We start from the raw sequence: 26,066 nt of genomic DNA, 5'->3' as shown, positions 1-26,066 counted from the left end.
GAAGAAGGCACCATGAAGCGACCCGCCCGTACCCCGATGTCCCGCGCCCGCGCCCGTTCCCGCACCACTCGCGCCCTTGTCGTCTCCGCCCTCTCCACCCTCTCCGTCGGCGCGCTCACCGTGCCCGCGGCCACCGCCTCCGCCGCGGCCGCGCACCCGCCGTCCGCCGGGGCACCCGCCGTCCTCCAGGCCCGCTACGACCTCGGCGACCAAGCCTTCACGCCCCCCGCCGCGCTCGGCTACCAGGGCCGCGCCGAACTCGCGGCCGACGTCTACTACCCGGCGCACCTGGGCACCGGACGGCATCCGCTGGTCCTCATGCAGCACGGCTCCTGGGAGACCTGCGCCGACGCGGGCGCGCAGGCCGAGTCCAGCGCGGCGCAGCAGGCCCGCGACCGGGCCGAGCAGGCGGGCGACACCGCCGAGGCCGCCCGCCAGCAGGCCATCGTGGACCGGGCGTCGGCCCGGCTGTGGGCCTGGCCCTGCGCACCGGGCACCGCCCCCATCCTCAGCAGCGGCGGATACGACTACCTGGCGCGGGCGCTGGCCGCGCGCGGCTTCGTGGTCGTGTCGGTCGGCGCCAACGGCATCAACGCCACGGCCGCCGGGCAGGCCGACACCGTCTACCAGGCACGCGCCGCGCTCATCGAGCGGCATCTGCTGATGTGGCAGCGGCTGGCCCGCTCGGGCGACGGCCCGCTGCGCGGCGCGCTGACCGACCCGCGCACCGAGGCCCCGGTGACGGCCGACTTCCGCGGCCGGGTCGACCTCGGCGACGTCGGTCTGCTCGGGCACTCGATGGGCGGCGGCGGGGTCATGCAGGAGATCGCCGACTCCTCCCGCGCGCACTGGCCGTCCGGTGTCACCGTCAAGGCGGCGTTCACCCTGGCGCCCACCGCCACCTGGGACGGCGACCCGGTGACCCGTACGCCCTTCGCCGTGATGTGGGGCACCTGCGACCAGGTCAACACCGGTTCCTTCTTCGAGCAGAACAGCGCCGCCAACCGGGCGCCGATCTACAAGTACACGCTCACCGGCGGCAATCACGCCTTCTACAACCGGCAGTGGTCGCCGAGCAGCGGCCAGGTGGCGTCCCGGGACGACGCGCTGCCGGGCAGCGCTCCGGGCACCTGCCTGTCCCAGTACGACGACCCGGCGCAGCCGCAGCGCGACCAGCCGCGCCTGGCGGAGGAGCGGCAGCGGCGGATCGCGGCCGACCGGGTCACCGCCTTCTTCGAACGGTATATGCGCGGCCGCACCGACCGGCAGCCCTACCTCACCGGTGAACGGCCCTTCCCCGGCGAACCCGCCCACGTCGTCACCTCGGCGTACGACGCCGGAGCCTGACGGCCGCCTGACCGGCCCCGCGAGGGAAATCGATCGACACTGACGACCGGACCGCGACAACGGCTGCTTCCGTGATCGGAGTTGACGCGGTCCTGTCCCAAACGGGCCTGCTTCGGCGGCTTCGACGGGCGGTCACTACCATCGGGCTCAAGACAACAGTTCGACCGGAGCGCCACGGCGAGTGCCGGTCGGGGTCGCCGATGCCAGGGACCGCTCCCCGGGCTGCGGTGATCTTCCTACCCAGGAGGACCTCCCGCATGTTCCGACGCATTGGGAACATGGTCGTCCGACATCCCGTCTGGACGATCGTGGCGTGGCTGTTCGCCGCGGTGGCCATCGTCGCCACCGCTCCCGGCCTGCCCTCGAACAGTGACGAGAGCAGCTTTCTGCCCAAGAGTTATGAGTCGATCAAGGCGGCGGACCTCCAGGAGAGGGCGTTCCCCAGCGCCTTCACCCCGTCCGCCATCGCGCTGTACCAGCGCTCCGACGGCGGCACGCTGACCGCCGCCGACCGCAAGGACGTCGACCGGATCACGTCCGAACTGGGCAAGCAGCACATCGACCAGGTGCAGAAGGTGGTGCCCGGCTCGCCCTCCAAGGACGGCAAGTACACCATGACGCTGGTCCAGATGGACAGCAAGAAGGCCGGTCAGCCCGAACAGACCGCCGCCGCCAAGAAGTTGCGCGAGAAGGTCAAACAACTGACCCGGGGCACCCACCTGGACGCCAAACTCGGCGGCTCCGCCGCACAGGCGCTCGACCAGGAGGACTCGTCCAAACGCGGGCAGGCGCTGATCGGCATAGGCACCTTCGCGATCATCCTGGTGACCTTGCTGATCATCTTCCGGGCACCGATCCTGGCCGTCCTGCCCCTTGTCCTCATCGGCCTGGTGTCCGCCATCGCCAACGGCCTGATCGCCTACGCCACCAAGCTGTTCGGCCTCCAGGCCAACAGCTCCATCTCGTCGATCCTGATCGTCGTGCTCTTCGGCGTGGGCACGGACTACTTCCTGTTCCTGATGTTCCGCTACCGCGAACGCCTGCGCGCCGGTGACGAACCCAAACAGGCCATGATCAACGCGGTCGACCGGGTCGGCGAGGCCATCGCCTCGGCCGCCGGGGCGGTCATCATCGCCTTCCTCGCCCTGGTGCTGTCCACGCTGGGCTTCCTCAAGCAGATGGGCCCGGCGCTGGCCATCGCGGTCGCCGTCACCCTGGTCGCGGGCCTCACCCTGATACCCGCGGTGGTCTCGCTCATCGGCCCGAAGGTGTTCTGGCCGTCCAAGTCCTGGCAGCGCGAGCCGGACAACGCGCGCTTCGCCGCCCTCGGCCGAGGTGTGCGGCGCCGTCCGGCCCTGACCGCCGCCGTCTCCGGCCTCGTCCTGGTCGCGCTGTCGCTGGGCGCGCTCGGCTTCAAGGCCACCTTCGACCTGGCGTCGGGCTCGATGCCCAAGACCAAGGAGTCCATGGTCGTCCAGGACGAGTTGCAGAAGGCGTACTCGGCGGGCGCCGCCGCGCCCACCGACGTCTACCTCTCCAGCACCCGCGGCGAGCCCCTGGACAAGGCCGCCTTCGGCGCGTACGCGAAGCAGCTCGGGGCCGTGGACGGTGTCGCCGAGGCCCGGCTGAACCAGGTGAGCAAGGACGGCACCACCGCCGACTTCACCGTCACCCTGAAGTACGAGGCGTCCACGGAGCAGGCGATCGACGCCGTGGGCGAGGTCCGCGACGTCGCGCACGCGGACGCCCCGGACGGCACCGAGGCACTCGTCGGCGGCATGTCCTCGATCTTCAAGGACATCAACACCGCGGTGAACCACGACTACCGCACGGTCTTCCCGGTGGCCGCCGTACTGATCATGATCATCCTGGGCCTGCTGCTGCGCAGCCTGGTCGCGCCCTGGTACCTGATGGCCTCGGTGGGGCTCGGCTTCGGCGCCACCCTCGGCGCCACCGTCTGGATCTTCCAGGGCGGGCAGGGCCATCCGGGGCTGATGTTCATGCTCCCGGTGATCATGTATCTGTTCGTGGTCGCCATCGGCACCGACTACAACATCCTCATGATCGCCCGGCTCCGCGAGGAGGCCCGGGAAGGCCGCGACCCGCGCGAGGCGGCCGGGATGGCCCTGCGGTACGCCGGGCCGACCGTGGCGGCGGCCGGATTCATCCTGGCGGCGACCTTCGCCACCATGATGCTCGCGGGCAACTCCCTGCTCACGGAGATGGGCTTCGCCGTCTCCTTCGGCATCGTGATCGCCGCCTTCGTCATGGCGATGTTCTTCACCCCGAGCCTCACCGCGCTGATCGGCCACGCGGCGTGGTGGCCGGGCCACGGCGACCGGGCGGTGGCCCCGGCCGGCGGTTCCCCGCTCCCGGGCCCGCACGCGGCCGGGACCGGCGGTGGCGGTACGGGTTCCGGGCCCGGCCACGAGCCGGACCGGGCCGCGGAGGACTCACAGGGACGGCGCGGCTGAGCCGTCCCCGACGCCCGGGGCGCCTCGCGCGGGGGTGGGTCACCACCTCGCGCGGGGCGCCCTTCGCGTGTGCTCAGACCGATGTGACCGGGGTGGCCCGGGCGGTGAAGTAGTGGCCCTCCTCCAGGTCGGCGAGCAGGCCCGGCCGTACCGGCTCCCAGCCCAGCAGCTCGCGGGTCAGCCCGCTGGAGGCCGGGATGTCCTGGGCCAGCATCCCGGCCAGCCAGCCGAAGTGCCCGCCCGCGTCCTCGGGCGCCACGGAGGCCACCGGCACGCCGAGATGGCGGCCGATCACCTCGGCGACGTCGCGGAGCGCGACGCCCTCCTCGGCGGCGCCGTGCAGCACCGAACCGGCGGGGGCCCCTTCGACGGCCAGCCGGAACAGCCGGGCGGCGTCCAGCCGGTGCACGGCCGGCCAGCGGTTGCCGCCGTCGCCGACGTAGCCGGACACGCCCCGGGTGCGGGCGGTCGCCGTCAGGGCCGCGACGAACCCGTGGTCCCCGGCGCCGTGGCAGGTCGGCGAGAGCCGCACCACGGACGCGCGCACCCCTCGGTCGGCCAGGGCGAGGACCGCCTCGGCGGTGACCGCCCGCATCGAGAGCGGCGAGCCGTCGGTGACGGGCCGGTCCCGCTCGGTCGCCGTCCGGCCGAGCGAGAGACCGGCCAGACCGGAGGCGAGGACGAAGGGGCGGCCGGTCCCGGCGAGCACCTCGCCGAACACGTCCACGGCGCGCCGGTCGGCCTCGGCGGCGCCCTTGAAGTCGCCGGAGAAGGCGATGTCGTGCTTGAAGGCGAGATGGATCACGCCGTCCGCCGCGGCCGCCGCGTCCCGCAATACGCCGAGGTCGTCGACGGTGCCGCGGACGACCTCCGCACCGGCCGCGGTGAGCGCGGCGGCGGACGCGTCGGAGCGCGCGAGCCCGGTCACCCGGTGGCCCGCGTCGAGGAGTTCGGGGACGACGGCGGAACCGATCCAGCCGGAGGCGCCGGTGACGAAGATGCGCATGGGAAAGACCTCAGACCCTGTCGATGTCGGTGTCGGTTGTTGATGTCAGTGACTGTCATCGACGGTAGCACCTGATGTCAGTGACTGCCATCGCGTAGGATCCGGGGCATGGGCAGATGGGAGCCGAACACGCGGGAGCGCCTGGCCGAGGCGGCGCTGGAGCTGTACGGCGAGCGCGGGTACGAGCAGACCACCGTGGCGGAGATCGCCGGACGGGCCGGGCTGACCGAGCGGACCTTCTTCCGGCACTACGGCGACAAGCGCGAGGTGCTGTTCGCCGGTTCCGGCGAGCTGGAGGACCTGTTCGCGCGGGCGGTCGCCGGTGCCCCGGAGTCCGCCGCGCCGCTCGACGCGGTGGGTGCGGGGCTCGAAGCGGTCGGCGCGTCCTTCGCCGGACGGCGCGACTTCGCGCGCGCCCGCCAGGCCGTGATCATGGCCAACGCGGAGCTGCGCGAGCGCGAGCTGGTCAAGCTCGCCGCCATCGCGGCCGCGCTCGCCCGCACCCTGCGCGGGCGCGGTGTCCCGGAGCCCGCCGCGAGCCTGGCCGCCGAGGCGGGCGTCGCCGTCTTCAAGGTCGGCTTCGAACGCTGGATCGGCCCCGGCGAGGAGCGCGCGATGCCGCCGCTGCTGCGCGAGGCGCTGGCCGAGCTGAGGGCGGTGGCCGCGCAGCCGTAGCGCTGCGGGCGGGCGGCGGACCGTCCTGGCGGAAGGATGGCGGACCGGGTGGACCGGTCGGCGATCGGGAGTGACAGGTTGTCACCGGCGTGGTTAGGATGCCGATGATGATGAACTTCTCCTCGTACGGATTGGGGGAATCGTTCGTGCAAGGTGAGTGCTGATGGCACTCCACCTCACGGACGGGATTCCTCCCCACCTGTCGATGTGGCGGCGCGTACGCGAGTACGCCGTGCCACCGTCCATGATCGAGACCGCGACCGCACGCCGTGCGGCGGGCGACTGGGCGGGGGCCTGTGCCGCCGCCCGGATCGACGTCGACCTCGATCTGCGCGCCGTGCGCCACCGCCACGGCACCGAAACCGCCACCCGCCTCCGGGCCGACCTGCGGCGCCTGGCGCCGGACCTGCTGCGCTGGCACCTGCCCCGGATCGCCCCGGACGGACGTCTGCGGCCCGGCCTCACCCTCGCCCTGGCCCGCTACCCCGGCTCCGGCTCCGGTCCCGGCGCCGCGCCACCGCAGTTGGTGGTGCGGACCCCGCCTGCCCGCGCGGACGCCGGACAGCGTGTCTCCCTCGCGCTGTGGGAGGGTTCGGCGACCGGCGACCCGTACCTGCTCCGGCATCCGCACCCGCATCCGCACCCGGACCGGCGGTTCCGGCTCGATCTGCACCGGCACCTCTGGGACGCGGCACACAGCGGTGAGCTGGCCCGGCGGAGCGGTGCCGGCCGGCCGCCGTACCCGCCACCCCCCGCGGTCCTGCCCGGCAGCGCCGCCGGGCCCGGCTCCCCGTGGGCGGTGGCGCGCTGGGCCGCCGAGGCGGAGCTGCTGCTGCGGGCCGAGCGTCGCCCGCGCGGGAGCTTCGCCGTACGGCTCGGAGCGCACCGCCGTGCCGTCCTCGAACTCGTCGCCCCCGACGACAGCCACGCCCCGGTGTTCCGGCCGCTGCGGGAGACCTTGCCGCCGCAGGAGGCCGCCGCGCTTCCGGTACTGCCGGAGGCGGCGGCCCGGGTCCTACCCGACCTTGAGCTGCTGCGGGCCGGACTGATCACGCCCGACCGGCTGCACCCGCTGGTCGCGGCGGCCCTGGCACGGGCACCCGGCTGCCTCGCCCCGCCACCGCCACCGGCCCATGTGTCCGGTGCTGGGTCCGGTGCCCTCGCCGGGACCGGTGACCCGCACCGGGTGGAGTGTCGCGGGCAGGTGCACCGGATCGCGCTGCGGGACGGTGTGCTGACCGCGGTCGACCACGATCCGGAGCAACTGCGCCGCGAAAACCTGCTGATGGCGCTCGGCGGGCCGGGGCTGCCGTGTCTGCGGGCGATCGACGCGGTGCACCGCGACCCGGAGGCGCTGCCCGCCGTACGGGAGCGGCTCGGGCACGGGGACGTGGCCGGGGCGCTGGCGGTGGTCGAGGCGCTGCTCGGTCCGGCCGCGGTACTGCGCGACGGGCCGCTGCGGGACGCGCTGGAGTCGGCCGCGGCCCGCCGGGTCGACCACGGCCTGTTCCGGGCCGGTCTGGTCTCCCGGCACCTCGCCGTCCGCGCGGAGGCGGACCGGGACGGCCCGGAGACGGCGCGCCCCAGGCCGTCGCGCAGCCCGCGGGCCGACCGTCACACACCACCCGAACTGCACCGCAAGCGCGGCAGCCGGAACAGGCCCCGGGCCGGCATGTTCGCCTGACCGGCCCGGCGCACTTCGGCCTTCACGCGGCCCGGACCTGGCTGCGCCATGCCCGCCCCCGGTCCGCTTCCCTCTTCTTCCCTCTTCCCTCCTCCTTCCCTTCAGGTGATGCCCATGTCCGAACTGTCCCGACTCACCGTCGCCGCCGACCTGTTGTCCCTCCTGCGCACGACCACCACCGAACCGCGTCCCGACGAGCAGTTGGAGGCGCTGACCCTGGCGGTCGCGGCCGATCTGCCCGTACTGCTGTGGGGTGAGCCGGGCATCGGCAAGACGGCCGCCCTGACCCAGCTCGCCGACTCGCTCGGCCTGCCGCTGACGACGGTGATCGCCAGCGTGCACGAGCCGTCCGACTTCTCCGGACTGCCCATCGTGGGCGACGACCCGGCGGTCCAGGGCGTGCCGATGGCCCCGCCCCAGTGGGCCGTCGAACTGGTACGGGCCGGGCGGGGCCTGCTGTTCCTGGACGAACTCTCCACCGCCACCCCGGCGGTGCAGGCCGCGCTGCTGCGGGTCGTCCTGGAGCGCAGGGTCGGCGCGCTCCAACTGCCGCCCGGGGTAAGGATCGTGGCCGCCGCGAATCCGCGTGCCTCGGCGGCGGACGGCTGGGAGCTGAGCCCGCCGCTGGCCAACCGGTTCGTGCATCTGTACTGGGTGCACGACCGGGACGTGGTGGTGCGCGGCCTCGGCGGGGTCTGGCCCCGGGCGGAGCTGCCCCGGCTCGACCCGCGGCGGCTGCCGGAGGCGGTGGGCTTCGCCCGGCGCGCGGTCTGCGGGTTCCTGGCGGCCCGGCCGACGCTGATCCACCGGCTGCCCAGCACCGAGACACGGCGCGGCGGTGCGTGGCCCTCGCCCCGGAGCTGGGAGGCCGCGCTGACGCTGCTCGCCTTCGGCACGGCCGCCGATGTCTCCCGCGAGGTGCTGGCCCTGCTGGTGCGGGGCGCGGTCGGCGACGGTCCGGGGCTCGAACTCCTCGCCCATCTCGACCGTATGGACCTGCCCGATCCGGAGGCCCTGCTGGCCGATCCGTCCCGCGCCCAACTGCCCGAGCGGGGCGATCTGCGGCAGGCGACACTGGAGGCGGTGGTGGCCGCTGTCGGAGCGCGTCCGGAATGCGCGCGCTGGGAGGCGGCCTGGGCGGTGCTGGTCAGGGCGCTGGAGACCGGGGCCCCCGACCTGCTGGTCGCCCCGGCGACGGCGCTGGCCGCGCTGCGGCGCGACGACTGGGAGGTGCCGGACACGGTGGACCGGCTGGCCGGGGTGATCGGCCTCGCCCGCCGCGCCGACCGCTCGGTCCGGCGGGCGGCCGCGGCCGGCGCCGGACACATCGCGGGGGCGGCCCGATGACGGCCCCCGCGCAGCGCCCCGCAGCACCCGGACACCCGAGCGAGCCCCCGCGCCCGGCTTCGCGTCCGGCGACTCCACCCCCGCAGCCGGGCCCGGCACCCGCCCCGGCGCCGCCTCCGACTCCGCGCCCGCAGCCGAACTCGGCGCCCGGCCCGCAGTCGAGCTCGGCGCCCGGCCCACAGCCGAGCCCGGCGCCAGGCCCGCAGTCGAGCCCGGTTCCGATCCCAACTCTGGGCCCGCAGCCAGGGCCGACGCCCTCTTCGTCCGCGCGCCCGCAGCCGGGCCCGGCTCCCCGCCTGGGTCCGCGCCAGGCCCCGGATGCGCGTCCGGCCCCGGGCTCACAGGCGAGTTCCGCGCCCGGCCCGCAGGCGAGGCCGGTTCCGGGCCCGGTCCTGCGCCCGCAGCCGGGCCAGGTGTCCCGCCCGGGTCTGCGCCCTGCTCCGCGTCCGCTGGACCCGGACCCGGCCTCCCGCCCGGTTCCGCGCCCCCTGCCGCGTCCGTTGCGCGCCACCACGCCCGCCCCACCGGACACCACCACGGGCACCACCGCAACCACCGTCGCCTCCACCCGCACCCGCACTCGTACCGCCGTCCCCACCCCCACCCCCACCAGCAAGGACCGACAACCACCCCTCGACATGGACAAGTTGCTCGCCGCCCGGCTGCACGCCGTGAAGGCGCGGCCGTATCTGGCCACCGCGCTCTTCGCGCTGCATGTGGTGGCGGACCCGGCCGTGCCGACCATGGCGGTGGACGCGTACTGGCGCTGCTACGTCTCCCCGGCCTTCGTGGCGCTCATGCCCGTCGAGGAGCTGGCGGGCGTCTGGGTGCACGAGGTGTCCCATCTGCTCCGGGACCACCACGGACGGGGTGAGCGTCATGCGCGCGAGCACGAGGAGTTCGGGCCGGGCGAGCGGCTGCGCCGCAACATCGCCGCCGACTTCGAGATCAACGACGACATCTACGGCGACGGTCTGCCGCTGCCCGCCGGGGCGGCCGTGCCGTCCCTGCTCCAACTGCCCGACGGGCTGCTGATGGAGGAGTATCTGCGGTCGGCGTCCCTGTCCGGGCTCCGCGCCGACCTGGCCTGGCTGGACTGCGGCAGCGGTGCCGACGGGCACGAACGGCCGTGGGAGCTGGGCCCGGACGGGGCGCACGGGCTGAGCAGGCAGCAGCGCGACGCCGTGCGCTTCCGGGTCGCGGAGGGCATCAAGGGATGCCCGGGTGACGCCCCGGAGGGCTGGCAGCGGTGGGCGGACGAGGCGTTCCATCCGCCGCAGCCCTGGCGGCAGTTGCTGGGCGCGGCGGTCCGCTCGGCGGCGGGCGCGCCGGGCGCGGGGGAGAACCACAGCTACCGGCGCCCGTCGCGGCGTTCGGCGGGGCTGCCCGACGTGGTGCTGCCGAGCCTGCGCCGCACACCGCCGCGGGTCTGCGTCGTGATCGACACCTCCGGTTCGGTGAGCGACGCCGAACTGGGCGGCGCGCTACTGGAGGTGGCCGCCATCGCGCGGGCCGTGGGCGGACGGCGCGACCTGGTGTCGGTGGTGTCCTGCGACGCGGCGGCCGGGATCGCCGTCCCGCTGTGCCGCGCCGAGAGCATGGAACTGATCGGCGGCGGGGGCACCGACCTGCGTTCCGGATTCGAGCGGGCGCTGCGCGCGCGTCCGTCCCCGGACGTGATCGTCGCCCTGACGGACGGTCAGACGCCGTGGCCCTCGGCGCAGCCGCCCTGCCGCACCGTCGTCGGGCTCTTCCCCCGCTCCGGCCGCGCCGTGAACGAGCGGGACCCCGACTACGTACCCGACACCCCGCCGCCCTGGGCGCGGGTCGTCACCATTGGCTGAGGGCGGCGCCGCCCCGGCTCACCGGCCGAAGCGCGACGATCCCAGGTTCACCAGGTGGCCGACGAGGCTGATCTCCACGCCGCCGGCGGTGGAACGCGCCGCGGTGAAACCGACGTTCTCGGGCAGCCCGACGCGCCAGGAGGCGGTGGCCCGCGGGGTGCCGGGGACGCTCAGGCTGAACTCCGTGCCCTGGGCCAGCAGGGTCCCCGTGGTGTCCACGGGCGACCCGCCGGCCGTGCCGGTGACCTTGACGCGGGCCGCCTGGCCGTCCGACCCCGGCGCCTGCGCGAGCCGCAGCTGCCCGCCCCCGCGGGTCAGCCGGCTCAGCGCGGCGGACAACTGCTCGTACGACAGGGTGAGGGTGCCGGTGACCAGGTTCGCCTCGGCGCCGCGCGCGGTCAGCGAGGTGAACTCGACATGGCGCATGTCGAGGTGGAGCCGGTCGACGGACAGATAGCCGCCCTGGGCGTTGTCGGTGGTGTCCACGGTGAACCCGCGGGCGTCCAGGGTGACATGGCCGAAGTCGCGGGCCGCCGCCTGGGTGAGGAACGGGAACCCGCCGATCGACACGTCCAGGTGGGCGTCGGTGCTGTTCCCGTAGGCGTACTTGCTCCGCGCGAGGTCCGCGACCTCCTTCTCCGCGTAGTGCACGGCGATCCGGTCGGCGGCCGTGAACAGGCCGGCCAGCACCACCACCGTGATCACCAGGACTTTCACCCAGCGACGTCGCATGCCGAACTCCCCCGCGTTGTTCAGATGTTCGAGCAGGGATGCTAACTCGGCGTCCGGAGGGACGGCACACGGGGGCAGGGCCGCGCCGTACGGCGGTGGTGCCGTACGGCGCGGGCGGGCCGTCAGTAGGCGCGTGCCACGACCGCCACGTTCCCCGGCTGGTCGTCGCGCTCGGGGACCGAGCCGTCCGCGCCGACCAGGCAGCGCACGGTCACGCCCTGTTCGGCGAGCCGGGCCTCGCCCTCCGGACCCAGCACGTCCCAGGGGATGCGCGCCCAGCCGGTGGCCGCCGCCTCCACGGCCTCCGCGACCGTCGTCACCTCGGCGGTGCGCCGGGCCCGCCGCTCGCGGGACTCGGCCAGCAGCAGCGCCTGGTCCTCGGTGAGCGCCCGGGGCACCAGTTCCGCCAGCGCCCCGATGGCGACCGGCTCCTTGCCGCCCGCGATACGCCGCACCAGTACGGCACTGCCCTGGGCCAGGTCGCGCGGACCGACCTCGATGCGCACCGGCACCCCCTTCAGCTCCCAGTCGACGGCACGGCGGCCGAACGGGGTGTCCACGCGCTCGTCCACGTGCACGCGCACCCCGGCCGCCCGGAGCCGTTCGCCGATGGCGCGCACCTCGGCGAGCACCGCCTCGTCGTCCTTGACGGCGAGGACCACCGCCTGCACCGGGGCGAGGCGGGGCGGTACGCGCAGCCCGTCGTCGTCCCCGTGCGTCATCACCAGCGCGCCGACCATCCGGGTCGTGGAGCCCCACGACGTCTGCCAGACGTACTCCTGGGTGCCGTCCTTCGACAGGTACCGGGTGTGGAACGCCTTGGCGAAGTTCTGGCCCAGTTCATGGCTGGTGGCCAGCTGGAGGGCCTTGCCGTCGCCCATCATGCCTTCCAGGGTCAGCGTGTTGACCGCTCCGGCGAACCGCTCCCGGGCCGTCTTGCGCCCCGGTACGGTGTCCATGGCGAGGACGTTCTCCATGAAGTCGACGTACACCTCGCGGTGGATGCGCGCGGCATAGGCGCGGGCGTCCTCGTAGGTGGCGTGGGCGGTGTGCCCCTCCTGCCACAGGAACTCCGTCGTGCGCAGGAACACACGCGGCCGCAGCTCCCAACGCACCACGTTCGCCCACTGGTTGATGAGCAGGGGCAGATCGCGGTAGCTCTGCACCCACTTGGCGAAGTAGTCGTTGACGATCGTCTCCGAGGTGGGGCGGACGACGACGGGCTCCTCCAGCTCCTTGCCGCCCGCGTGCGTGACGACGGCCAGCTCGGGCGCGAAGCCCTCGACGTGCTCGGCCTCCTTCGTCAGGTACGACTGGGGGATGAAGAGCGGGAAGTAGGCGTTGGCGGCGCCCGCCTCCTTGATGCGGGCGTCCATCTCCTGCTGCATCCGCTCCCACAGCCCGTACCCGTACGGTCGGACGACCATGGTGCCGCGCACCGGTCCGTTGTCCGCCAGCTCGGCCTTGCCGACCAGGTCCTGGTACCAGCGGGGGAAGTCGTCCGCCCGGGGAGTGAGCACGGGTGCCTTTGCCATGGCGCGCAGGCTACGGTCCGGCCGGGCGTCCGCGCCAACCGATTACGCGGACCTCCGGCGCGACAGCAGCGACTGCCCGACGACCAGGACGCCGAGGACGAGCACGGCCGCGCCGATCACCCGCAGCCCGGTCTGCGCCCCCGACACGAACGCGGCGACCACCTCGGGCGCACGGGCGGCCGGGGCGGCGGCGAGCGCCTGCGCCACGGTGTGCGGATCACCGGCGGCGCGGATGTCGGCGGGCAGCGCGGCGGCGAACCGGGAGGTCAGCACCGTACCGATGACCGCGACGCCCAGCGCGCTGCCGAACTCGCGGGTGGTGGCCTGGAGCCCGGCGCCGACGCCCGCCTGGGCCGGCGGGAGCGAGCCCGCTATGGCTCCGGAGAGGGTGGGCAGCGCCAGCGCCACCCCGACGCCGGTCACCATCAGCCAGGCCGCGTAGGCGGCGTACGGCGTGCCGGAGCCGGTCAGGGACAGGCCGAGCAGCCCGCAGCCGGTGAAGGCGAAGGCCAGCGCGGTGGTGGTGTCGAGGCCGATGCGCGCCGACAGCTTCCCGGCGTGCCGGGCGCCGAACATGAGCGGAAGGGTCAGCGGGATGATCCCGAGGCCGGTCAGGACCACGCCGAAGCCCTTGCCGTACTGGAGGAACGAGGCGTTGACGTAGAACAGCGCGAACATGCCGAAGAAGATCGCCGTCATGCCGAGGCAGGCGCCGCGCAGGCCCGGCAGCCGGAACAGCCGCGGGTCGAGCAGCGGGTGGGCCGTCTTCAGTTCGACGAGCGTCCAGGCGGCGAAGAGCACGGCCGAACCGGCGAAGCCGCCGACGACGAGCGGGCTGCCCCAGCCCGTCTCCGGGCCCTGCACGATGCCGATCAGCAGCGCCACGGACGCCGCGACGAGCAGCACCGTGCCGGGCAGGTCGAGACGGCGGTCGTGGCGCGGTGTCACCGGCGCGATCCGGGCCACCAGCGCGGCCAGCACCAGGCAGACCGGCACGGCGGCGACGAACAGCCACCGCCAGGAGCCGCCCGACAGGACGGCGCCGCCGCCGACGTTGCCGACGACCCCGCCGATGCCCGTCATCGACGCCCAGGTCGCGATGGTCGCGCCCCGGCGTTCGGCGGGCACGGCGTGCAGCAGCACCGCCAGGGTGTTGGGGAGCACGGCGGCGGCGCCGACACCGGTGAGGGCCCGGCCCGCGAGCAGCACCGGCACGTCCGGCGCGGCCGCCGACAGCAGGGCGCCCGCCGCGAACAGCAGCAGGCCGCTCAGCAGGACGCCCTTGCGGCCGAGCCGGTCGCCCGCGGCGCCCCCGGGGATCACCAGGCAGGCGAAGAAGATCACATAGGTGTCGACGATCCAGACCAGGACCGGCGCGGAGGGGTGCAGCGCGCTCGCGGCCAGCAGCGGCACGGCGAGGTTGATCGCGGCGACCATCCCGACGACGAGCACGACGCAGGCGCAGACGACCGCCGTCAGACCGCGCCGCGGGACCGGGTCCGGCGGCCGGGGGACGGAGGCGGGAGCACGGGCGGGGAGCAGGGCGTTGAATCGCATGCCCTCGACGGTAGGAATCCTGTGGACCATCGCGCCACGCAACTTCGGCAAGGCACCCTTGCGTACAATGCAAGGATGACGGCGCCCGTACCCGGTCCTCTCGACCTCAACCTGCTGCGCGTGTTCGACGCGCTCCTCCAGGACAGCAGCGTCACGGCCGCCGCCGAGCGCCTGCACCTGTCCGTCCCGGCGACCAGCCGGGCGCTGGGCCGGCTGCGGCGGGCGATGGGCGACCCGATCCTGGTGCGCGCGGGCCGGGGCATGGCGCCGACCCCGTTCGCGCTGCGCACCGCGCCCCGGGTGCGGTCGCTGCTGGAGGAGGCGTCCGCCCTGATCAGCGCCGACCGTGAGATCAGCGTCGCCGACCTGCGGCGCACCTTCACCGTCCGTATCAACGACGGCGTCGCCGCGACCCTGGCGACCACGGCGGTCGAGGCCGTCGCCGCCGCGGCCCCCGGTGTGACCCTGCGCTTCGTCGCCGAGGGCAGCGAGAGCGTCGAGGCCCTGCGCGACGGCTCCGTCGACCTGGACATCGGCGTCGGCGACCTCGACGCACCCGACATCCGCACCGCCCCGCTCTACCGGGAACGGCTGGTCGGCATCGTCGGCGCGAACAGCCCGCTGGCCCGGCACCGGCGCCCGGCACTGGCCGAGCTGTGCCGCTACCCGCATGTGTCGGCCTCCCGGCGCGGACGCGCCCGCGGACCGCTCGACGACGCCCTCGAAGCGGCCGGTCTGCGGCGCCATGTCGCCGCCGTCGTGCCCACCTTCGCCGTCGCCGCCCTCCTGGTCGCCTCCGGCGAGCACGTCGGACTCGTCCCGCGGCGCCTGGCCGAGCGGTACGCCACCGCGCTCGGCCTGCGCTGGTTCCCCGTCCCCGCGCCGCTGCCGGAACTGGAGGTGCGGCTGCTCTGGCACGCCCGCCTCGACGCCGACCCGGCCCAGCGCTGGCTGCGCGACACGATCCGCGCCGCGCTCGCCTGACCGCCGGTGCCCGCCGCGCGGGGGCGCCCGGCAGGCCGGATATGCGGCCGCCGGCAGTGACTTGGGTCACAGATTAAGAGCCCTTAAGGGGCAAGATCACAGCATGGGCGTTATCTGGTGAACTGCCCCAGTTGACGCCCGGTTTGAGTGTCGGTCAAGCTTTTGCCGTCGCGGACCCCCCACCTCCTTTCCGGGCCGCTCCTCCTTCCGGTATTTCTCTGCGGAGCATCATGTCTAAGGAGTCCGATAACCAGTGGAATCCACTTCCGGAAACGGTGTCTTCGGAAAGGTATCCGCGCCCGCGACGTCCTGGCAGGGACCGAGAGAACAGGACATAGAACTCTTCGACTCCACGGTGAAGCTGCCGAGAATATCCGCGCCCGGCCACCGCCCGGCCGCGCACGCCGCCGGCCGCGCCCGGCACCGCTCGGCCACCGCGGGCGGCGCGCGTACGCGGGCCGCCAGGGCGAAGGACCCCTCGCACAGCCTGACCCTCGCCCTGACCCTGATGGTCGGCCTCAGCGCCGCGCTGACCGTCTATCTGATCGGCGGCCGGACCGGGGAACCGCGCGCCGACCGGCCGCCGGTCCCCCCGGTGCTCCCCGCCAGCGAGCCGCCCGCCGAACCGTCCGGCGCCCCGCACCCGTCCACGACGGCGGCACCGCCGACGACGGCGGCGTCCAGCGCCTCCGCGCCCGCGCACCCCCCGGCGGCCAGGACCTCGACGGCGGCCACCGGTCCGGCCGCCGGCCGCCCCGCCACCGCCTCCGGCACCCCGGCGCGGGAGCACCGCCCGCCCCAGGCGCCGCCGCCCGCCGCCCGGCACTCGCCGCACTCCCACCACGAGGGGAACCACTTCCCGGACACCGTCGCCGTCGGCAGCAGCGGGCCGCTGGTCGCGGACCTCCAGCAGCGGCTCCAGCGGCTCGGGCTCTATCTGGGATCGGCCGACGGCTATTTCGACACCTCCCTCGAAACGGCCCTGCTGCGCTATCAGAAGGCCCGGAACATCCCTCAGGAAAACGGCGCCTACGGCCCGTTGACACGTGCCGTCCTCACGGCAGAGACGGAATGACCCGGGAATTCCCGGAACGGCACACAGCGACACCTCACCCACGCGACACCTCACCTACGCGACACCTCACCCGCGCGGCACGACACCCGTGCAGCACAGCGCCACCCGCACAACAGCACCATCTGTGAAAGGACCACAGCGATGAAGAGAGCCGCGAGAATCGGAACGCGCGCGACCGGCGCCCTGTCCCTGAGTCTCCTTCTCGGCCTGAACGGCGCCGCCCTCGCCCAGGCCGCGCCCGCGAACGGCCCCTCGGCCGCATGCCCGAACCCCGGCGAGGTGCCCGGCATCGGCCACGAACCGCTCTTCACGGACAGCAACGTCGCCCTCTTCGCCGGCGGCGACTACACCGTCGACGGCTCCTCGGCCGAGGCGGAGGGACTCCTCGTCGTCAAGGGGAGGGCGACCTTCGCCAAGAGCGCCGGGGGTGTCTTCAACGTCGGCCGCGTGGGCGCCGGTTCCGGCATCCTGCCCCCGTCCGGCTCCGTGATGCTCGCCGTCGGCGGCGACCTCACCGTGGCCAAGGGCACCACGGTCGACGTCGGCCACGGCCTGACGGCGGGCCCCGGCTACGGCGGCGCCGTCCGGGTCGGCGGCACCATCGACGAGAAGGGCACCCTGGAGACGAACGGCGGTGCCCGCTCCGCCGGACTGGGTGCCGAGGCCGCCCTCACGCCGTACGACACCTTCGACGCGACCCTTGCCCACGAGTCGTCCTCGCTCGGCGCGCTCAAGACCACCGGCACGGCGGTGCGGTCGGGCGACACCGTCACCTTCAAGAGCACCGGCACCGGGCAGGGCTCCCTCCAGGTCTTCGACATCGATGCCGCGGACCTCGACGGCGCGTCCTCCTTCGTGTTCCAGGCGATCCCCGAGAAGTCCTCGGTGGTGGTCAACGTCACCGGCGACCACACGGTGGCCGTCTCGCCGCTGAGCGTCGCCTTCGACGGCAAGCGCGCCGACGACTACGGCTCCCCGGTGTTCGGCGACGTGGCCGCGCGGGTGCTCTACAACTTCGAGAAGACGCCCTCCGTCACGCTGGGCGGCGGCGGCAACTTCATGGGCTCCCTGCTCGCCCCGCATGCCTCGGCCGACCTCACCGCCAGCACCAACGGCCGGGTCTACATCGGCAAGGACATCCACACGCACGGCACGGGCAACGAGAGCCACAACTACCCGTGGACCGGCTCCACGGTCTTCACCTGCAAGCCCACCCCGGACCAGCCGGTCCCGCCCGCCCCCAGCACCCCGGCGTCCGGCACGCCCTCCCAGCCGGCGCCCCCGGCCTCCACCCCCGCCACGCCGAGCGCCACGCCGTCGCAGCCCGAGCAGCCCGGCCCGACGCCGTCCGGCTCGGACTCCGCCCACCCGGCGCCCACCCCGAGCGACGCGCCCCCGGCGACGACCGGCGGCGGCGGTGACGGCTCCCTCGCCCACACCGGCGCCCAGGTCGCCCCGTACCTGATCGCCGCGGCCGTCGCGGCGGCCATCGGCACGGGCCTGCTCATCCTCACCCGCCGTCGCCGCCGCTCGTCCTGACCGGCACCGGCCGACCGGAGGGCCCCGCGCCACGCGTGCGCGGGGCCCTCGTCGGCGTACCTCCGGGGACCCGGCCGCTCCCGGCGCCGCTCCCCACGCCTCTCCTCGCGGGGGTTCTCGCGGCGGTTCTCAGCCCGCCGTGTCCGCCGCGTTCGCCGTGGTCGCCGCGTTCGCCGTGTTCGTTCCGTCCGCCGTGTCCGTCGCGTCGTACGCGGCCCGGTCGAGGGAGTGGATCCGCAGCGTGCGCCCGCTGCCCGGGGACGTCAGGGTCCGGTGCGGGCGCAGAAGCTCCTGGCGGCCACCGCCGTGGTCGGCACGCCGGTCGGGGTGCTGCTCAACACCGCTGTCTCCGCACGGGCGTTCGGCCTGGTGCTGGCCGTCCTCGTGGCGACGGCCGCCGTACTGGTGCGGGTCCGCGACCGGCGGCGCCCCCCGGAGACGGGCCCGGCCCACCCGTCCACGGCGGTCGTCACCGGCCTCGGCCTCGGGATCTCCGCCGCGAGCGGCCTGGTGGGGATCGGCGGCCCCATGCTCACCGTCCCGCTGCTGGTCGCCCTCGGCGCCCCCGTCCTGGAGGCACTGGCCGCCGCCCAGGCCCAGTCGGTCGTCATCGCCACGGTCGGCACCTTCGGCTACGTCGCCCACGGCGCCGTCGACTGGCCCCTGGCCGCCCTGGTCGGCGTCCCCGAGCTGGCCGGGGTCCTGCTGGGCTGGCGGATCGCCCGCGCCCTCCCCGCCCGCCACCTGAAGACCGCCCTCGTCCTCACCCTGCTGGCCCTGGCCCCCTACCTCGCCCTGCACGGCTGACCGCCCCGGCCTCGCCGTCGTGCGGCGTCGACGCCCGGCGCGGGGACGGCGGTGCGCACGACGGTGGGCCGCTCGCGCGGCGCGGACGTCCAGGCCGTCCAGGCCGTCCAGGTCGTCCAGGTCGGCCAAGTCGTCCAGGCCGTCCAGAAGACGCACGGGCTGATGTGCGCGACCGGCGGACCGGGCACCGGATCGGCGAAGTGCCGCGCACGGCACGCCCGTATGCCTCCGGGGCGCGGTCCACCCGGCGGTCCCCGCGGAAGACGGCCGCCCGCGAACTGCCCGCGGCGGACTCCCGCCCCGCGCCGTCGCTCAGGCGCCGGGCGAGCCGTCCGGCAGGGTGACCGCCTTGAACGCCTCGGTCTGCCGCCGGATGCCCGTCTCCGTGGGCAGCCGCTCGATGGAGCTGGCGCCGAAGAACCCGACGACGCCCCGCGTGCGCGACAGCACGTACTGCGCGTCCCCGGGTTCGGCGATCGGCCCGCCGTGGCACAGGACCATGACGTCCGGATTGACCGCGACCGCCGCGTCCCGCATCGCCTGGATCCGCTCGACGCACTCGTCCAGGGTGAGCGCGGTGGCCGCGCCGATGCTGCCCTTGGTGGTCAGGCCCAGATGCGGCACCAGGACGTCCGCACCGGCCTCGGCCATGGCGACCGCCTGGTCCGGGTCGAAGACGTACGGCGCCGTCAGCAGGTCCCGCTCGTGCGCGGCGGCGATCATCTCGACCTCCAGGCCGAAGCCCATGCCGGTCTCCTCCAGGTTCTGCCGGAAGACACCGTCGATCAGACCCACCGTCGGGAAGTTCTGCACCCCGGCGAACCCGGTCTCCTTCAGCCGGTCCAGGAAGCGCCCCATCACCCGGAACGGGTCGGTCCCGTTGACCCCCGCGAGCACCGGGGTGTCCCGCACCACCGGCAGCACCTCGTCGGCCATCTCCAGCACGATCGCGTTCGCGTCGCCGTACGCCAGCAGGCCCGCGAGGGAGCCCCGGCCGGCCATGCGGTAGCGCCCCGAGTTGTAGATGATCAGCAGGTCGATGCCGCCCGCCTCGGCGGACTTGGCGGAGATGCCGGTACCGGCGCCGCCGCCGATCACCGGCCGGCCGGACGCCACCGTCGCCCTCAGCCGCCGCAGAGCCGTCTGCCGGTCCATGGTGCCGCTCCTTCCTTCGCCCGCGGCCGTGCGGGTGAAGCCGAGAAAGTTGATGAAGTCGATAAAGTCGATAAAGCAGATGAACAGGTATGTCTGTACGGCGCTCAGCGCGCCGCGGTGACGAGTTCGTGCAGCCGCAGCGCCGCGCGCCGGGCGAAGCCCGGGTCGTTCAGGTGCGCGTCGGCCTCGACGAGTTCGACGGACGTACCGGCCACGGCCTCGCGCAGCGCGGCGAACAGCGCCGCGTCCGCCTCCTCGTCCCGGAACGGACCGCCCTCCCGGTCGATGCCGCTCACGCCCCGCAGCGGCACGAAGACCGTCACCGGCCCCCGCGCGGCGGCCAGCTTCGCGCCGATCCGGCGCCCCAGCTCGGCGTTCTCGGCGGGCGTGGTCCGCATCAGTGTGACGGTCGGGTTGTGCACCACGAACGTACGGCCGTCGAACGCCGCCGGAACGCTCGCGCGCGGCCCGAAGTTGACCATGTCGAGCGCGCCGAGCGAGACGACCTGCGGGATCCCGGCGGCACCGGCCGCCTCCAGCCGGTGCGGTCCGGCGCTGAGCACCCCGCCGACCAGATCGTCGGCCAGCTCCGTCGTCGTCAGGTCGAGCACCCCGACGAGCCGGCCGTCGGCGGCCAGCTTCTCCAGGGTGCGCCCGCCCGCGCCGGTGGCGTGGAAGACCAGCGCCTCGTAGCCGAGCCGGTCCAGTTCCGCCCGCGCCTCGTCGACCGCGGGCGTGGTCAGGCCGAACATCGAGAGCCCCACCAGCGGACGGTGCCCGTCGGCGGCGGGCTCCGCCCGGCGCGCCGCGTACTCCCGCGCCATCGCGGCCACCGCCGCGGTCGCGTTGCCGAAGACCTGCGCGGAGAGGGAGTTGATCCCGGCGACGTCCACCACCGCGTACATCAGGGTCACGTCCACCGCGCCCACGTACGGGCCGACGTCCCCGGCGGCCATCGTGGACACCAGCAGCTTCGGCACGCCCACCGGCAGCGCCTGCACCGCGCGCGAGGCCACCGACGTGCCGCCGGACCCGCCCACCGCGAGGACGCCGTCGAGCCGCCCGGCGGCGTGCAGCTCCCGCACCACCGAGGCCGCGCCCGCCGCCATCGTCTCCATCGCCGCCCCGCGGTCGCCCGCCGCCCGCAGCGCTGCCAGATCCGTGCCCGCCGCCCGCGCCACCTCGGCCGCCGTGACGTCCGCCGCGGCGTCCGACAGCGGACCCACGTCCACCGTCACGACCGCCACCCCGTGCCGCTCCAGCCGCCGCGCGAGCCACGCGTACTCGGCACCCTTCGTGTCCAGGGTGCCGATCAGCGCCACTGTCGCCATGTCCCGTACCTCCGCTCCTCTTCGAGCCGACACCCCCATCCTGGCCGCACCGCCCGCACGCGCCGTGGTCCACTTGGAGCCAAGTGGACCAAGCCGGTGAGGAGCGGCGCATGCGCGGACGGGGCGAGGCGGAACGGGTGGCACGCCTGCTCGGCGCGTGGCGGACGGGCGCACCGGCCGCCGCCGCGCTGCGCGACGCGCTGGCCGAACTGATCGACGGCGGGCACCTGCCGTCCGGCCGCCGCATGCCGGGACAGCGGGACCTGGCCGGGGCGCTCGGCGTGGCCCGAGGCACCGTCGCGCGGGCGTACGCGGACCTCACGGCGGACGGCCGGCTGGCCGCGCGGCACGGCTCGGGCACCTACGTCCGGGGCGCGCGCGGCGGCGGCCGGCCGGGCGAGGGGCGGCTGACCTCGTTCGACGACGGGCGGCCCGTGACGGACCTGTCGTCCGGCGCGCTGCCCGGCTCCGAACTGGTCGCCGAGGTGATGCCCGAGGTGGGCCGGCTGCTGCGCCGCCACCTGCCCGACTCGGGGTACCACCCGGCCGGGCTGCCCGAGCTGCGGCAGGCGCTCGCCGCGAGCTTCACCGGCCGGGGGCTGCCGACCGGCCCCGACGAGATCGTGATCACCGCCGGGTCGCAGCAGGCCGTCTGGCTGATCGCGACGGCCCTCACCGGGCCCGGCACCCGCACCCTGGTGGAGGACCCCAGCTACCGGGGCGCGCTGGAGGCGTTCGCCGGGGCGGGCGGCCGGGTCCAGGGCGTACGGTTCACCCCCACCGGGACGGACCTCGGGCTGCTCGACGGCGCCGCCGCGGCGGCCGGCGCTGCCGGACTGCTGTACGCGCAGACCGCCCTGCACAATCCGACCGGCGTGCACACCCCCGCGCCCCACCGCCGGGAACTCGCCGCGATCGCCGCGCGCCACGGCCTGCTGGTGGTCGACGACCAGTCGCAGGCCGACCTCGCCTGGCACCGCTCCGAGCCGCTGCCCGGCCTGGACCGGCTCGCCGACCCGGCCCGGCTGCTGACCGTGGGCACCCTGTCCAAGCTGTTCTGGGGCGGCATCCGGGTGGGCTGGGTCCGCGGGCCGCGCGAGATCGTCGGACGGCTGGTGGAGGTGCGCCGCGCGGTGGACCTCGGCAGCCCCGTCGCCGACCAGCTCGCCGCGCTGCTCCTGCTGCCCCGGGCCGCCGCGCAGCGGGCGGAGCGGCGCGCGTTCCTGCTGCGGCAGTACGCGGACACCGAGCAGGTGCTGCGCGCCGTCCTGCCCGGCTGGCGGTGGTGGCCCCCGGCAGGCGGCTCCGGCCTGTGGATCGACACCGGCGAGGACGCCGTCGCGCTGTCCGGCCGCGCCCTGGAACACGGCCTGCGGCTCACCCCGGGCCCGGCCTTCTCCCCGCACCACAGCCACCGCGGCCACGTCCGCCTGCCCGTCTGGCACCCCCACAGCACCCTCCTCGACGTGGCCCGCACCCTCGCGACCCTGACGGACCCGAGGGAGGCGTGACCCGTGGACGCCGCGGCACGGTGCCGGGCGGCGGCGCCAGGTGCCGTGCGCGGAAGGACGCGGCGGGAAGCAAGTGAGCCCTGGTGGCCGGGCGCGTGCACGGGGGTGGTGGGCGGCGGCAGGCGCGGGTGGTCAGCGGTGGCGGCCGGGCACGGGTGGCACCGCGGCGGCGGCCGGGTGGGCGGACGGCGCCCGTTCGTGCCGGGCTCACTCGCCCGGTCACCGCCGGCCGGGGACTCGACGGCGGCGACCGCGCCCCGGAGCGGGGGAGGGCTCACCAGCGCCTCGGTGGCACGACGGCCAGCAGGTCCAGGTGCTCGGTCACCGTTCCCAGCGTGATCAACCCGCTGCCCGCGCCCGCCTGTTCGGGGGCGGCGGGTGTCAGTGCGGTCCGGGCCCGTGCTGCCGTGTCCGGGTCGCCCACCGCCGCCGCGGCCCGCGCCACCAGGCACCACATGGCCTCGTACATCAGGTCGCGCGGCGGCGACGGCACCCCGGTCAGCGCCCGTGCCGCCTCCTCGGGACGGCCCTCGCCCAGCAGGAGCAGAGGGCGCACCCACGGTGCGTAGGGCCCCCAGTCCTCGACGGGCGGGCCCGCGTACGGCAGTCCGTGCCGCAGCCGTACGCTCAGCAGCGCCAGCGGCAGCAGACCCTCCGTCAGGCCGGGCATGCCCGCATCGCGCAGCCGGGCACCGGCGGCCTCGTAGGCGGCCAGGGCCGCGTCCGGCGGGCCGGTCATGGCGGTGCGCAGCGCCCGGTACCAGGTGGTGAACACCGGCACCAGCGGCAGGTCGTGCCGCTCGGCCAGCGTGTCGGCGGCGGCCGCGTGCCGGTCGGCACCGGCCAGGTCCGCCACGGCGCACCGCGCCTGCATCCGGACGAGACGGCCGAGCACCTCGTACCGGGCCAGACCGTGCCGCGCCGCCAGCGCGACCACCTCCGCGCCGATCGCGTCCCGGCGGGCGGCGAGCCCCGCCCGCCGGAACGTCTGCATGAAGGTGCCGTTCAGCGCGAAGCACAGCAGGGCGGCGTCGCCGAGACGGCGGGCGATCTCCTCCGCCTGCCGGGCGGCCCGCAGCGGACGCGCCGCCGCCCCGGCCGCCGGGTCGGCGGGCAGCGCGCCCCGGGACTCCACGGCGACGGTCGCCAGCAGCCGGCAGCGCGTCGCGTCCTGCCCCTCGGCGGGCAGCCGGGCGAGCGTCCGCTCGGCCGCGCCCACCAGCCACCGGGCCTGCTCCGGATCGTCGGAACGCGTCCAGACGGCCGGTACGTCGAACACGCCGATCACCCGCGCCGTCAGCTCCGGATCGCCGAGGCCCTCCGCCGCGGCCACCGCCGCCACCCGGTGCCGCCGGGCCGCCTCCAGGCCACCGCCGCCGGTCACCGCCAGGTCCCGCATCAGTCCCGCCGTGGACTCCAGCCGGGTCCGCGCCCGCGCGGCCAGCACGCTCTCGTACGCGGCGGTCGCCTCGTGCCACACGTCGTCGACGCGGGACCCGGTGCCAGGGCCGGGGCCGGGTCCTTCCAGGTGGGCGGCCTGCCGCAGGACGTCCTCCTCCAGCCGGCGCAGCCGCGGGCCCGGATCGACACCGAGCCGTTCGCGCAGCAGGGCGCGCGCCCGCCGCAGCACCGACAGCGCGTCCCCCTGGCGCCCCGACCGGTACAGCGCCAGGGCCAGCAGCCGCCAGGCGTCCTCGCGCCACGGGTGTTCGGTGACATGCGCGTCCAGGTCCGCCACGGCCGCGGCGCCCTCCCCGAGGGCGATACGGGCCTCGGCGCGGCGCTCCACGGCGTGCAGGCGCAGTTCGGTGAGCCGGGTGCGTTCCGTACGCGCCCAGCGGGCGTCGCCGAAGTCCGCGTAGGCGGGACCGCGCCACCAGCCCAGTGCCTCGGCGAGCCTGCCCGCCACCCGCTCGGGTCCCGCGTCGGCCAGGGCCTCCACCGCCCGGGTGAACCGCCACGCGTCCACGTCGTCCGGCGCGGCCCGCAGCGCGTAGCCGGGGCCCTCGGTGACCAGCAGCCGGGGCGGGGTCCTGGGCGGCCGGTCCGGTTCGAGGGCCCGGCGCAGATCACCGACGAAGGTGCGGACGGAGCCCACCGCGCCCGCGGGCGGCTCGTCCCACAGGTCCTCGACCAGTCGGGCCACCGGCACCACCCGCCGGTGGGCGACGACCAGCCGGGCCAGGACCGCGCGGTGCCTCGGCCCCTTGAGCGCCACCGGACCGCCGTCCTCGTCCCAGGCGGCCACGGCCCCCAGCACCCCGATCTCCACATCCGTCCCTTCGCACCCGCCGGTCCGACCAACCTACAAGCGTTCATCCGTTGCTGATCCACGGCCCGCACCCTGGTCACCGCACGACACACGCCGCGTCGCCCACCGCACCACACACCACGAGACACCCCATCGCACACCACGAGGAGCAGCGCCATGGCACCTACCATCCCGGGATTCGGACTCCGGCGGATCCGCGTCGACGAGGACGTCGAGCTGAACGTCGCCGTCGGCGGCAGCGGGGCGCCGGTCGTCCTGCTGCACGGCTTCCCGCAGACCCATCTGATGTGGCGGCACGTCGCCGCCGACCTGGCGGCCGACCATACGGTGATCTGCCCCGACCTGCGCGGCTACGGCGCCAGCGACAAGCCGCGCGAGGACGGCCCGGACACCTACGCCAAGCGGACCATGGCCCGCGACACCGTACGGCTCGCACGCGCCCTGGGACACGAGCGCTTCGCCCTGGCGGGCCACGACCGCGGCGCCCTGGTGGCCTTCCGGGCCGGACTCGACCACCCGGACGCCGTCACCCACCTCGCCTGCCTGGACGTCCTGCCGACCCTGGACATGTGGGAGGCGCTGCGCGGCACGACGGCCGCCGTGGGCTTCCACCTGTATCTGATGGCCCAGCCGCCCGGACTGCCCGAGACGCTGATCGGCGCGAGCCCCGACGCGTTCTTCGCCCACTTCCTCGACCTGTGGGCGAACGACCCCGCCGCCCTGCCCGCCGACGTCCGCGCCGCCTACCTGGCCGCCTGCCGCGAGGCCGTGCCCTCCATCGTGGCCGACTACCGGGCCTCGGCCGGGATCGACGTGGAGCACGACACGGCGGACCGCGCCCGGGGCAACCGGCTCACGATGCCGGTCTCGGTGCTCCAGCAGGACTGGGGCGCCGCGCTCGGCTACGAGGCCGCCGCCCTGTGGGGTGCCTGGGCGGCGGACCTGCACCACTCCACCGTCTCCTGCGGGCACTTCATGGCCGAGGAGGCACCCGGTGACATCGCGCGGGCGCTCCGGGACCTGATGGCCCGCTGACACCACGGGGTCAGCCGTCGGCACCGCAGGATCAGTCGTCCCGGCGCCCGCCCGCGAGACGTTCGCCGTCCCGAACTTCCCTATACCCCCAGGCTTTACACGCCCGCAATCCGGGTCACCCGAAGGTGTGGAACGGAGGCGGCAGGCACTGACGGC

Annotated in this window: 19 protein-coding genes; 12 read left to right on the top strand and 7 right to left on the bottom strand. The window is 75.1% G+C overall.

The window, feature by feature from the left end:
- The first annotated feature begins 12 nt into the window (after positions 1-12).
- Together B086_RS39225 and B086_RS0105375 are read left to right on the top strand one after the other, a co-directional pair.
- Entirely contained in the window at positions 13-1,347 is a 1,335-nt protein-coding gene (locus B086_RS39225) for an alpha/beta hydrolase (RefSeq protein WP_158690365.1), read from the top strand.
- 257 nt (positions 1,348-1,604) lie between these two features.
- Positions 1,605-3,821 carry an MMPL family transporter gene (locus B086_RS0105375; RefSeq protein ID WP_026252127.1) on the top strand — a complete coding sequence of 739 codons (2,217 nt, stop codon included), beginning with the start codon at positions 1,605-1,607 and terminating at the stop codon, positions 3,819-3,821.
- 73 nt (positions 3,822-3,894) lie between these two features.
- Here the strand turns inward: B086_RS0105375 and B086_RS0105370 are convergent, their stop codons facing one another.
- Positions 3,895-4,827 carry an SDR family oxidoreductase gene (locus B086_RS0105370; protein ID WP_018565378.1) on the bottom strand — a complete coding sequence of 311 codons (933 nt, stop codon included), beginning with the start codon at positions 4,825-4,827 and terminating at the stop codon, positions 3,895-3,897.
- Positions 4,828-4,935: 108 nt separating this feature from the next.
- On the opposite strand from B086_RS0105370, the gene B086_RS0105365 reads away from it, so the two are divergent.
- The 4 genes from B086_RS0105365 to B086_RS0105350 all read left to right on the top strand — a co-directional run bounded on the left by B086_RS0105365 (position 4,936) and on the right by B086_RS0105350 (position 10,377).
- Entirely contained in the window at positions 4,936-5,502 is a 567-nt protein-coding gene (locus tag B086_RS0105365) for a TetR/AcrR family transcriptional regulator (RefSeq protein WP_018565377.1), read from the top strand.
- Between the two features lie 163 nt (positions 5,503-5,665).
- Positions 5,666-7,186 (top strand): hypothetical protein, encoded by a 1,521-nt coding sequence (locus tag B086_RS0105360; protein ID WP_018565376.1) that lies wholly within the window; start codon positions 5,666-5,668, stop codon positions 7,184-7,186.
- A gap of 108 nt (positions 7,187-7,294) precedes the next feature.
- On the top strand, positions 7,295-8,533 hold the full coding sequence (locus tag B086_RS0105355) for an AAA family ATPase (protein ID WP_078530983.1): 1,239 nt from the start codon (positions 7,295-7,297) through the stop codon (positions 8,531-8,533).
- A gap of 638 nt (positions 8,534-9,171) precedes the next feature.
- On the top strand, positions 9,172-10,377 hold the full coding sequence (locus B086_RS0105350) for a DUF2201 family putative metallopeptidase (RefSeq protein ID WP_018565374.1): 1,206 nt from the start codon (positions 9,172-9,174) through the stop codon (positions 10,375-10,377).
- An 18-nt stretch (positions 10,378-10,395) separates the two neighbouring features.
- On the opposite strand, the gene B086_RS0105345 is transcribed toward B086_RS0105350, so the two are convergent.
- The 3 genes from B086_RS0105345 to B086_RS0105335 all read right to left on the bottom strand — a co-directional run bounded on the left by B086_RS0105345 (position 10,396) and on the right by B086_RS0105335 (position 14,201).
- A complete protein-coding gene (locus B086_RS0105345; RefSeq protein ID WP_037872828.1) occupies positions 10,396-11,109 on the bottom strand; it encodes a DUF2993 domain-containing protein in 714 nt (237 codons plus the stop codon).
- A gap of 122 nt (positions 11,110-11,231) precedes the next feature.
- Positions 11,232-12,644, bottom strand: coding sequence for a proline--tRNA ligase (gene proS, locus B086_RS0105340; RefSeq protein ID WP_026252126.1), 1,413 nt, complete (start codon positions 12,642-12,644; stop codon positions 11,232-11,234).
- 42 nt (positions 12,645-12,686) lie between these two features.
- Positions 12,687-14,201: an MFS transporter gene (locus tag B086_RS0105335; RefSeq protein ID WP_018565371.1), complete on the bottom strand. Its 1,515-nt coding sequence runs from the start codon at positions 14,199-14,201 to the stop codon at positions 12,687-12,689.
- A gap of 75 nt (positions 14,202-14,276) precedes the next feature.
- On the opposite strand from B086_RS0105335, the gene B086_RS0105330 reads away from it, so the two are divergent.
- From B086_RS0105330 to B086_RS39215, 4 genes are all read left to right on the top strand, one after another.
- Complete coding sequence (locus tag B086_RS0105330) at positions 14,277-15,185, top strand: LysR family transcriptional regulator (protein ID WP_018565370.1); 909 nt, start codon at positions 14,277-14,279, stop codon at positions 15,183-15,185.
- Between the two features lie 253 nt (positions 15,186-15,438).
- Positions 15,439-16,260, top strand: a complete 822-nt coding sequence (locus B086_RS41840; RefSeq protein WP_158690364.1) for a peptidoglycan-binding domain-containing protein — start codon at positions 15,439-15,441, stop codon at positions 16,258-16,260.
- Between the two features lie 141 nt (positions 16,261-16,401).
- On the top strand, positions 16,402-17,799 hold the full coding sequence (locus tag B086_RS0105320; protein WP_051115764.1) for a choice-of-anchor A family protein: 1,398 nt from the start codon (positions 16,402-16,404) through the stop codon (positions 17,797-17,799).
- 273 nt (positions 17,800-18,072) lie between these two features.
- Positions 18,073-18,606 carry a sulfite exporter TauE/SafE family protein gene (locus B086_RS39215; protein ID WP_018565368.1) on the top strand — a complete coding sequence of 178 codons (534 nt, stop codon included), beginning with the start codon at positions 18,073-18,075 and terminating at the stop codon, positions 18,604-18,606.
- A 312-nt stretch (positions 18,607-18,918) separates the two neighbouring features.
- Here B086_RS39215 and B086_RS0105310 read toward each other — a convergent pair whose 3' ends face one another.
- Positions 18,919-19,761, bottom strand: coding sequence for a phosphoenolpyruvate hydrolase family protein (locus tag B086_RS0105310; RefSeq protein WP_018565367.1), 843 nt, complete (start codon positions 19,759-19,761; stop codon positions 18,919-18,921).
- 104 nt (positions 19,762-19,865) lie between these two features.
- Positions 19,866-21,092, bottom strand: coding sequence for a Tm-1-like ATP-binding domain-containing protein (locus B086_RS0105305; RefSeq protein ID WP_018565366.1), 1,227 nt, complete (start codon positions 21,090-21,092; stop codon positions 19,866-19,868).
- Positions 21,093-21,202: 110 nt separating this feature from the next.
- On the opposite strand from B086_RS0105305, the gene B086_RS0105300 reads away from it, so the two are divergent.
- The gene (locus B086_RS0105300) at positions 21,203-22,603 is read left to right on the top strand and encodes a PLP-dependent aminotransferase family protein (protein ID WP_018565365.1); all 1,401 of its coding nucleotides are present in this window, start codon (positions 21,203-21,205) and stop codon (positions 22,601-22,603) included.
- Positions 22,604-22,877: 274 nt separating this feature from the next.
- Here B086_RS0105300 and B086_RS0105295 read toward each other — a convergent pair whose 3' ends face one another.
- A complete protein-coding gene (locus tag B086_RS0105295) occupies positions 22,878-24,875 on the bottom strand; it encodes an AfsR/SARP family transcriptional regulator (RefSeq protein WP_018565364.1) in 1,998 nt (665 codons plus the stop codon).
- Positions 24,876-25,031: 156 nt separating this feature from the next.
- Between B086_RS0105295 and B086_RS0105290 the strand changes: the two genes are divergently transcribed.
- Entirely contained in the window at positions 25,032-25,910 is an 879-nt protein-coding gene (locus B086_RS0105290) for an alpha/beta fold hydrolase (RefSeq protein ID WP_018565363.1), read from the top strand.
- Positions 25,911-26,066: the final 156 nt, after the last annotated feature.

It is taken from the genome of Streptomyces sp. PsTaAH-124 (assembly GCF_000373685.1).
Classification (GTDB): Bacteria; Actinomycetota; Actinomycetes; order Streptomycetales; family Streptomycetaceae; genus Streptomyces; species Streptomyces andamanensis.
The sequence above is the reverse complement of the archived record's forward strand: the minus strand, read 5'-3'. Positions and strand labels throughout refer to the sequence as shown.

Excerpts from the sequence above, each read along its gene's own strand:
- B086_RS39225 (WP_158690365.1), top strand. The coding sequence starts at position 13 with ATGAAGCGACCCGCCCGTACCCCGATGTCCCGCGCCCGCGCCCGTTCC.
- B086_RS0105375 (WP_026252127.1), top strand. The coding sequence starts at position 1,605 with ATGTTCCGACGCATTGGGAACATGGTCGTCCGACATCCCGTCTGGACG.
- B086_RS0105370 (WP_018565378.1), bottom strand. The coding sequence starts at position 4,827 with ATGCGCATCTTCGTCACCGGCGCCTCCGGCTGGATCGGTTCCGCCGTC.
- B086_RS0105365 (WP_018565377.1), top strand. The coding sequence starts at position 4,936 with ATGGGCAGATGGGAGCCGAACACGCGGGAGCGCCTGGCCGAGGCGGCG.
- B086_RS0105360 (WP_018565376.1), top strand. The coding sequence starts at position 5,666 with ATGGCACTCCACCTCACGGACGGGATTCCTCCCCACCTGTCGATGTGG.
- B086_RS0105355 (WP_078530983.1), top strand. The coding sequence starts at position 7,295 with ATGCCCATGTCCGAACTGTCCCGACTCACCGTCGCCGCCGACCTGTTG.
- B086_RS0105350 (WP_018565374.1), top strand. The coding sequence starts at position 9,172 with ATGGACAAGTTGCTCGCCGCCCGGCTGCACGCCGTGAAGGCGCGGCCG.
- B086_RS0105345 (WP_037872828.1), bottom strand. The coding sequence starts at position 11,109 with ATGCGACGTCGCTGGGTGAAAGTCCTGGTGATCACGGTGGTGGTGCTG.
- proS (WP_026252126.1), bottom strand. The coding sequence starts at position 12,644 with ATGGCAAAGGCACCCGTGCTCACTCCCCGGGCGGACGACTTCCCCCGC.
- B086_RS0105335 (WP_018565371.1), bottom strand. The coding sequence starts at position 14,201 with ATGCGATTCAACGCCCTGCTCCCCGCCCGTGCTCCCGCCTCCGTCCCC.
- B086_RS0105330 (WP_018565370.1), top strand. The coding sequence starts at position 14,277 with ATGACGGCGCCCGTACCCGGTCCTCTCGACCTCAACCTGCTGCGCGTG.
- B086_RS0105320 (WP_051115764.1), top strand. The coding sequence starts at position 16,402 with ATGAAGAGAGCCGCGAGAATCGGAACGCGCGCGACCGGCGCCCTGTCC.
- B086_RS0105310 (WP_018565367.1), bottom strand. The coding sequence starts at position 19,761 with ATGGACCGGCAGACGGCTCTGCGGCGGCTGAGGGCGACGGTGGCGTCC.
- B086_RS0105305 (WP_018565366.1), bottom strand. The coding sequence starts at position 21,092 with ATGGCGACAGTGGCGCTGATCGGCACCCTGGACACGAAGGGTGCCGAG.
- B086_RS0105300 (WP_018565365.1), top strand. The coding sequence starts at position 21,203 with ATGCGCGGACGGGGCGAGGCGGAACGGGTGGCACGCCTGCTCGGCGCG.
- B086_RS0105290 (WP_018565363.1), top strand. The coding sequence starts at position 25,032 with ATGGCACCTACCATCCCGGGATTCGGACTCCGGCGGATCCGCGTCGAC.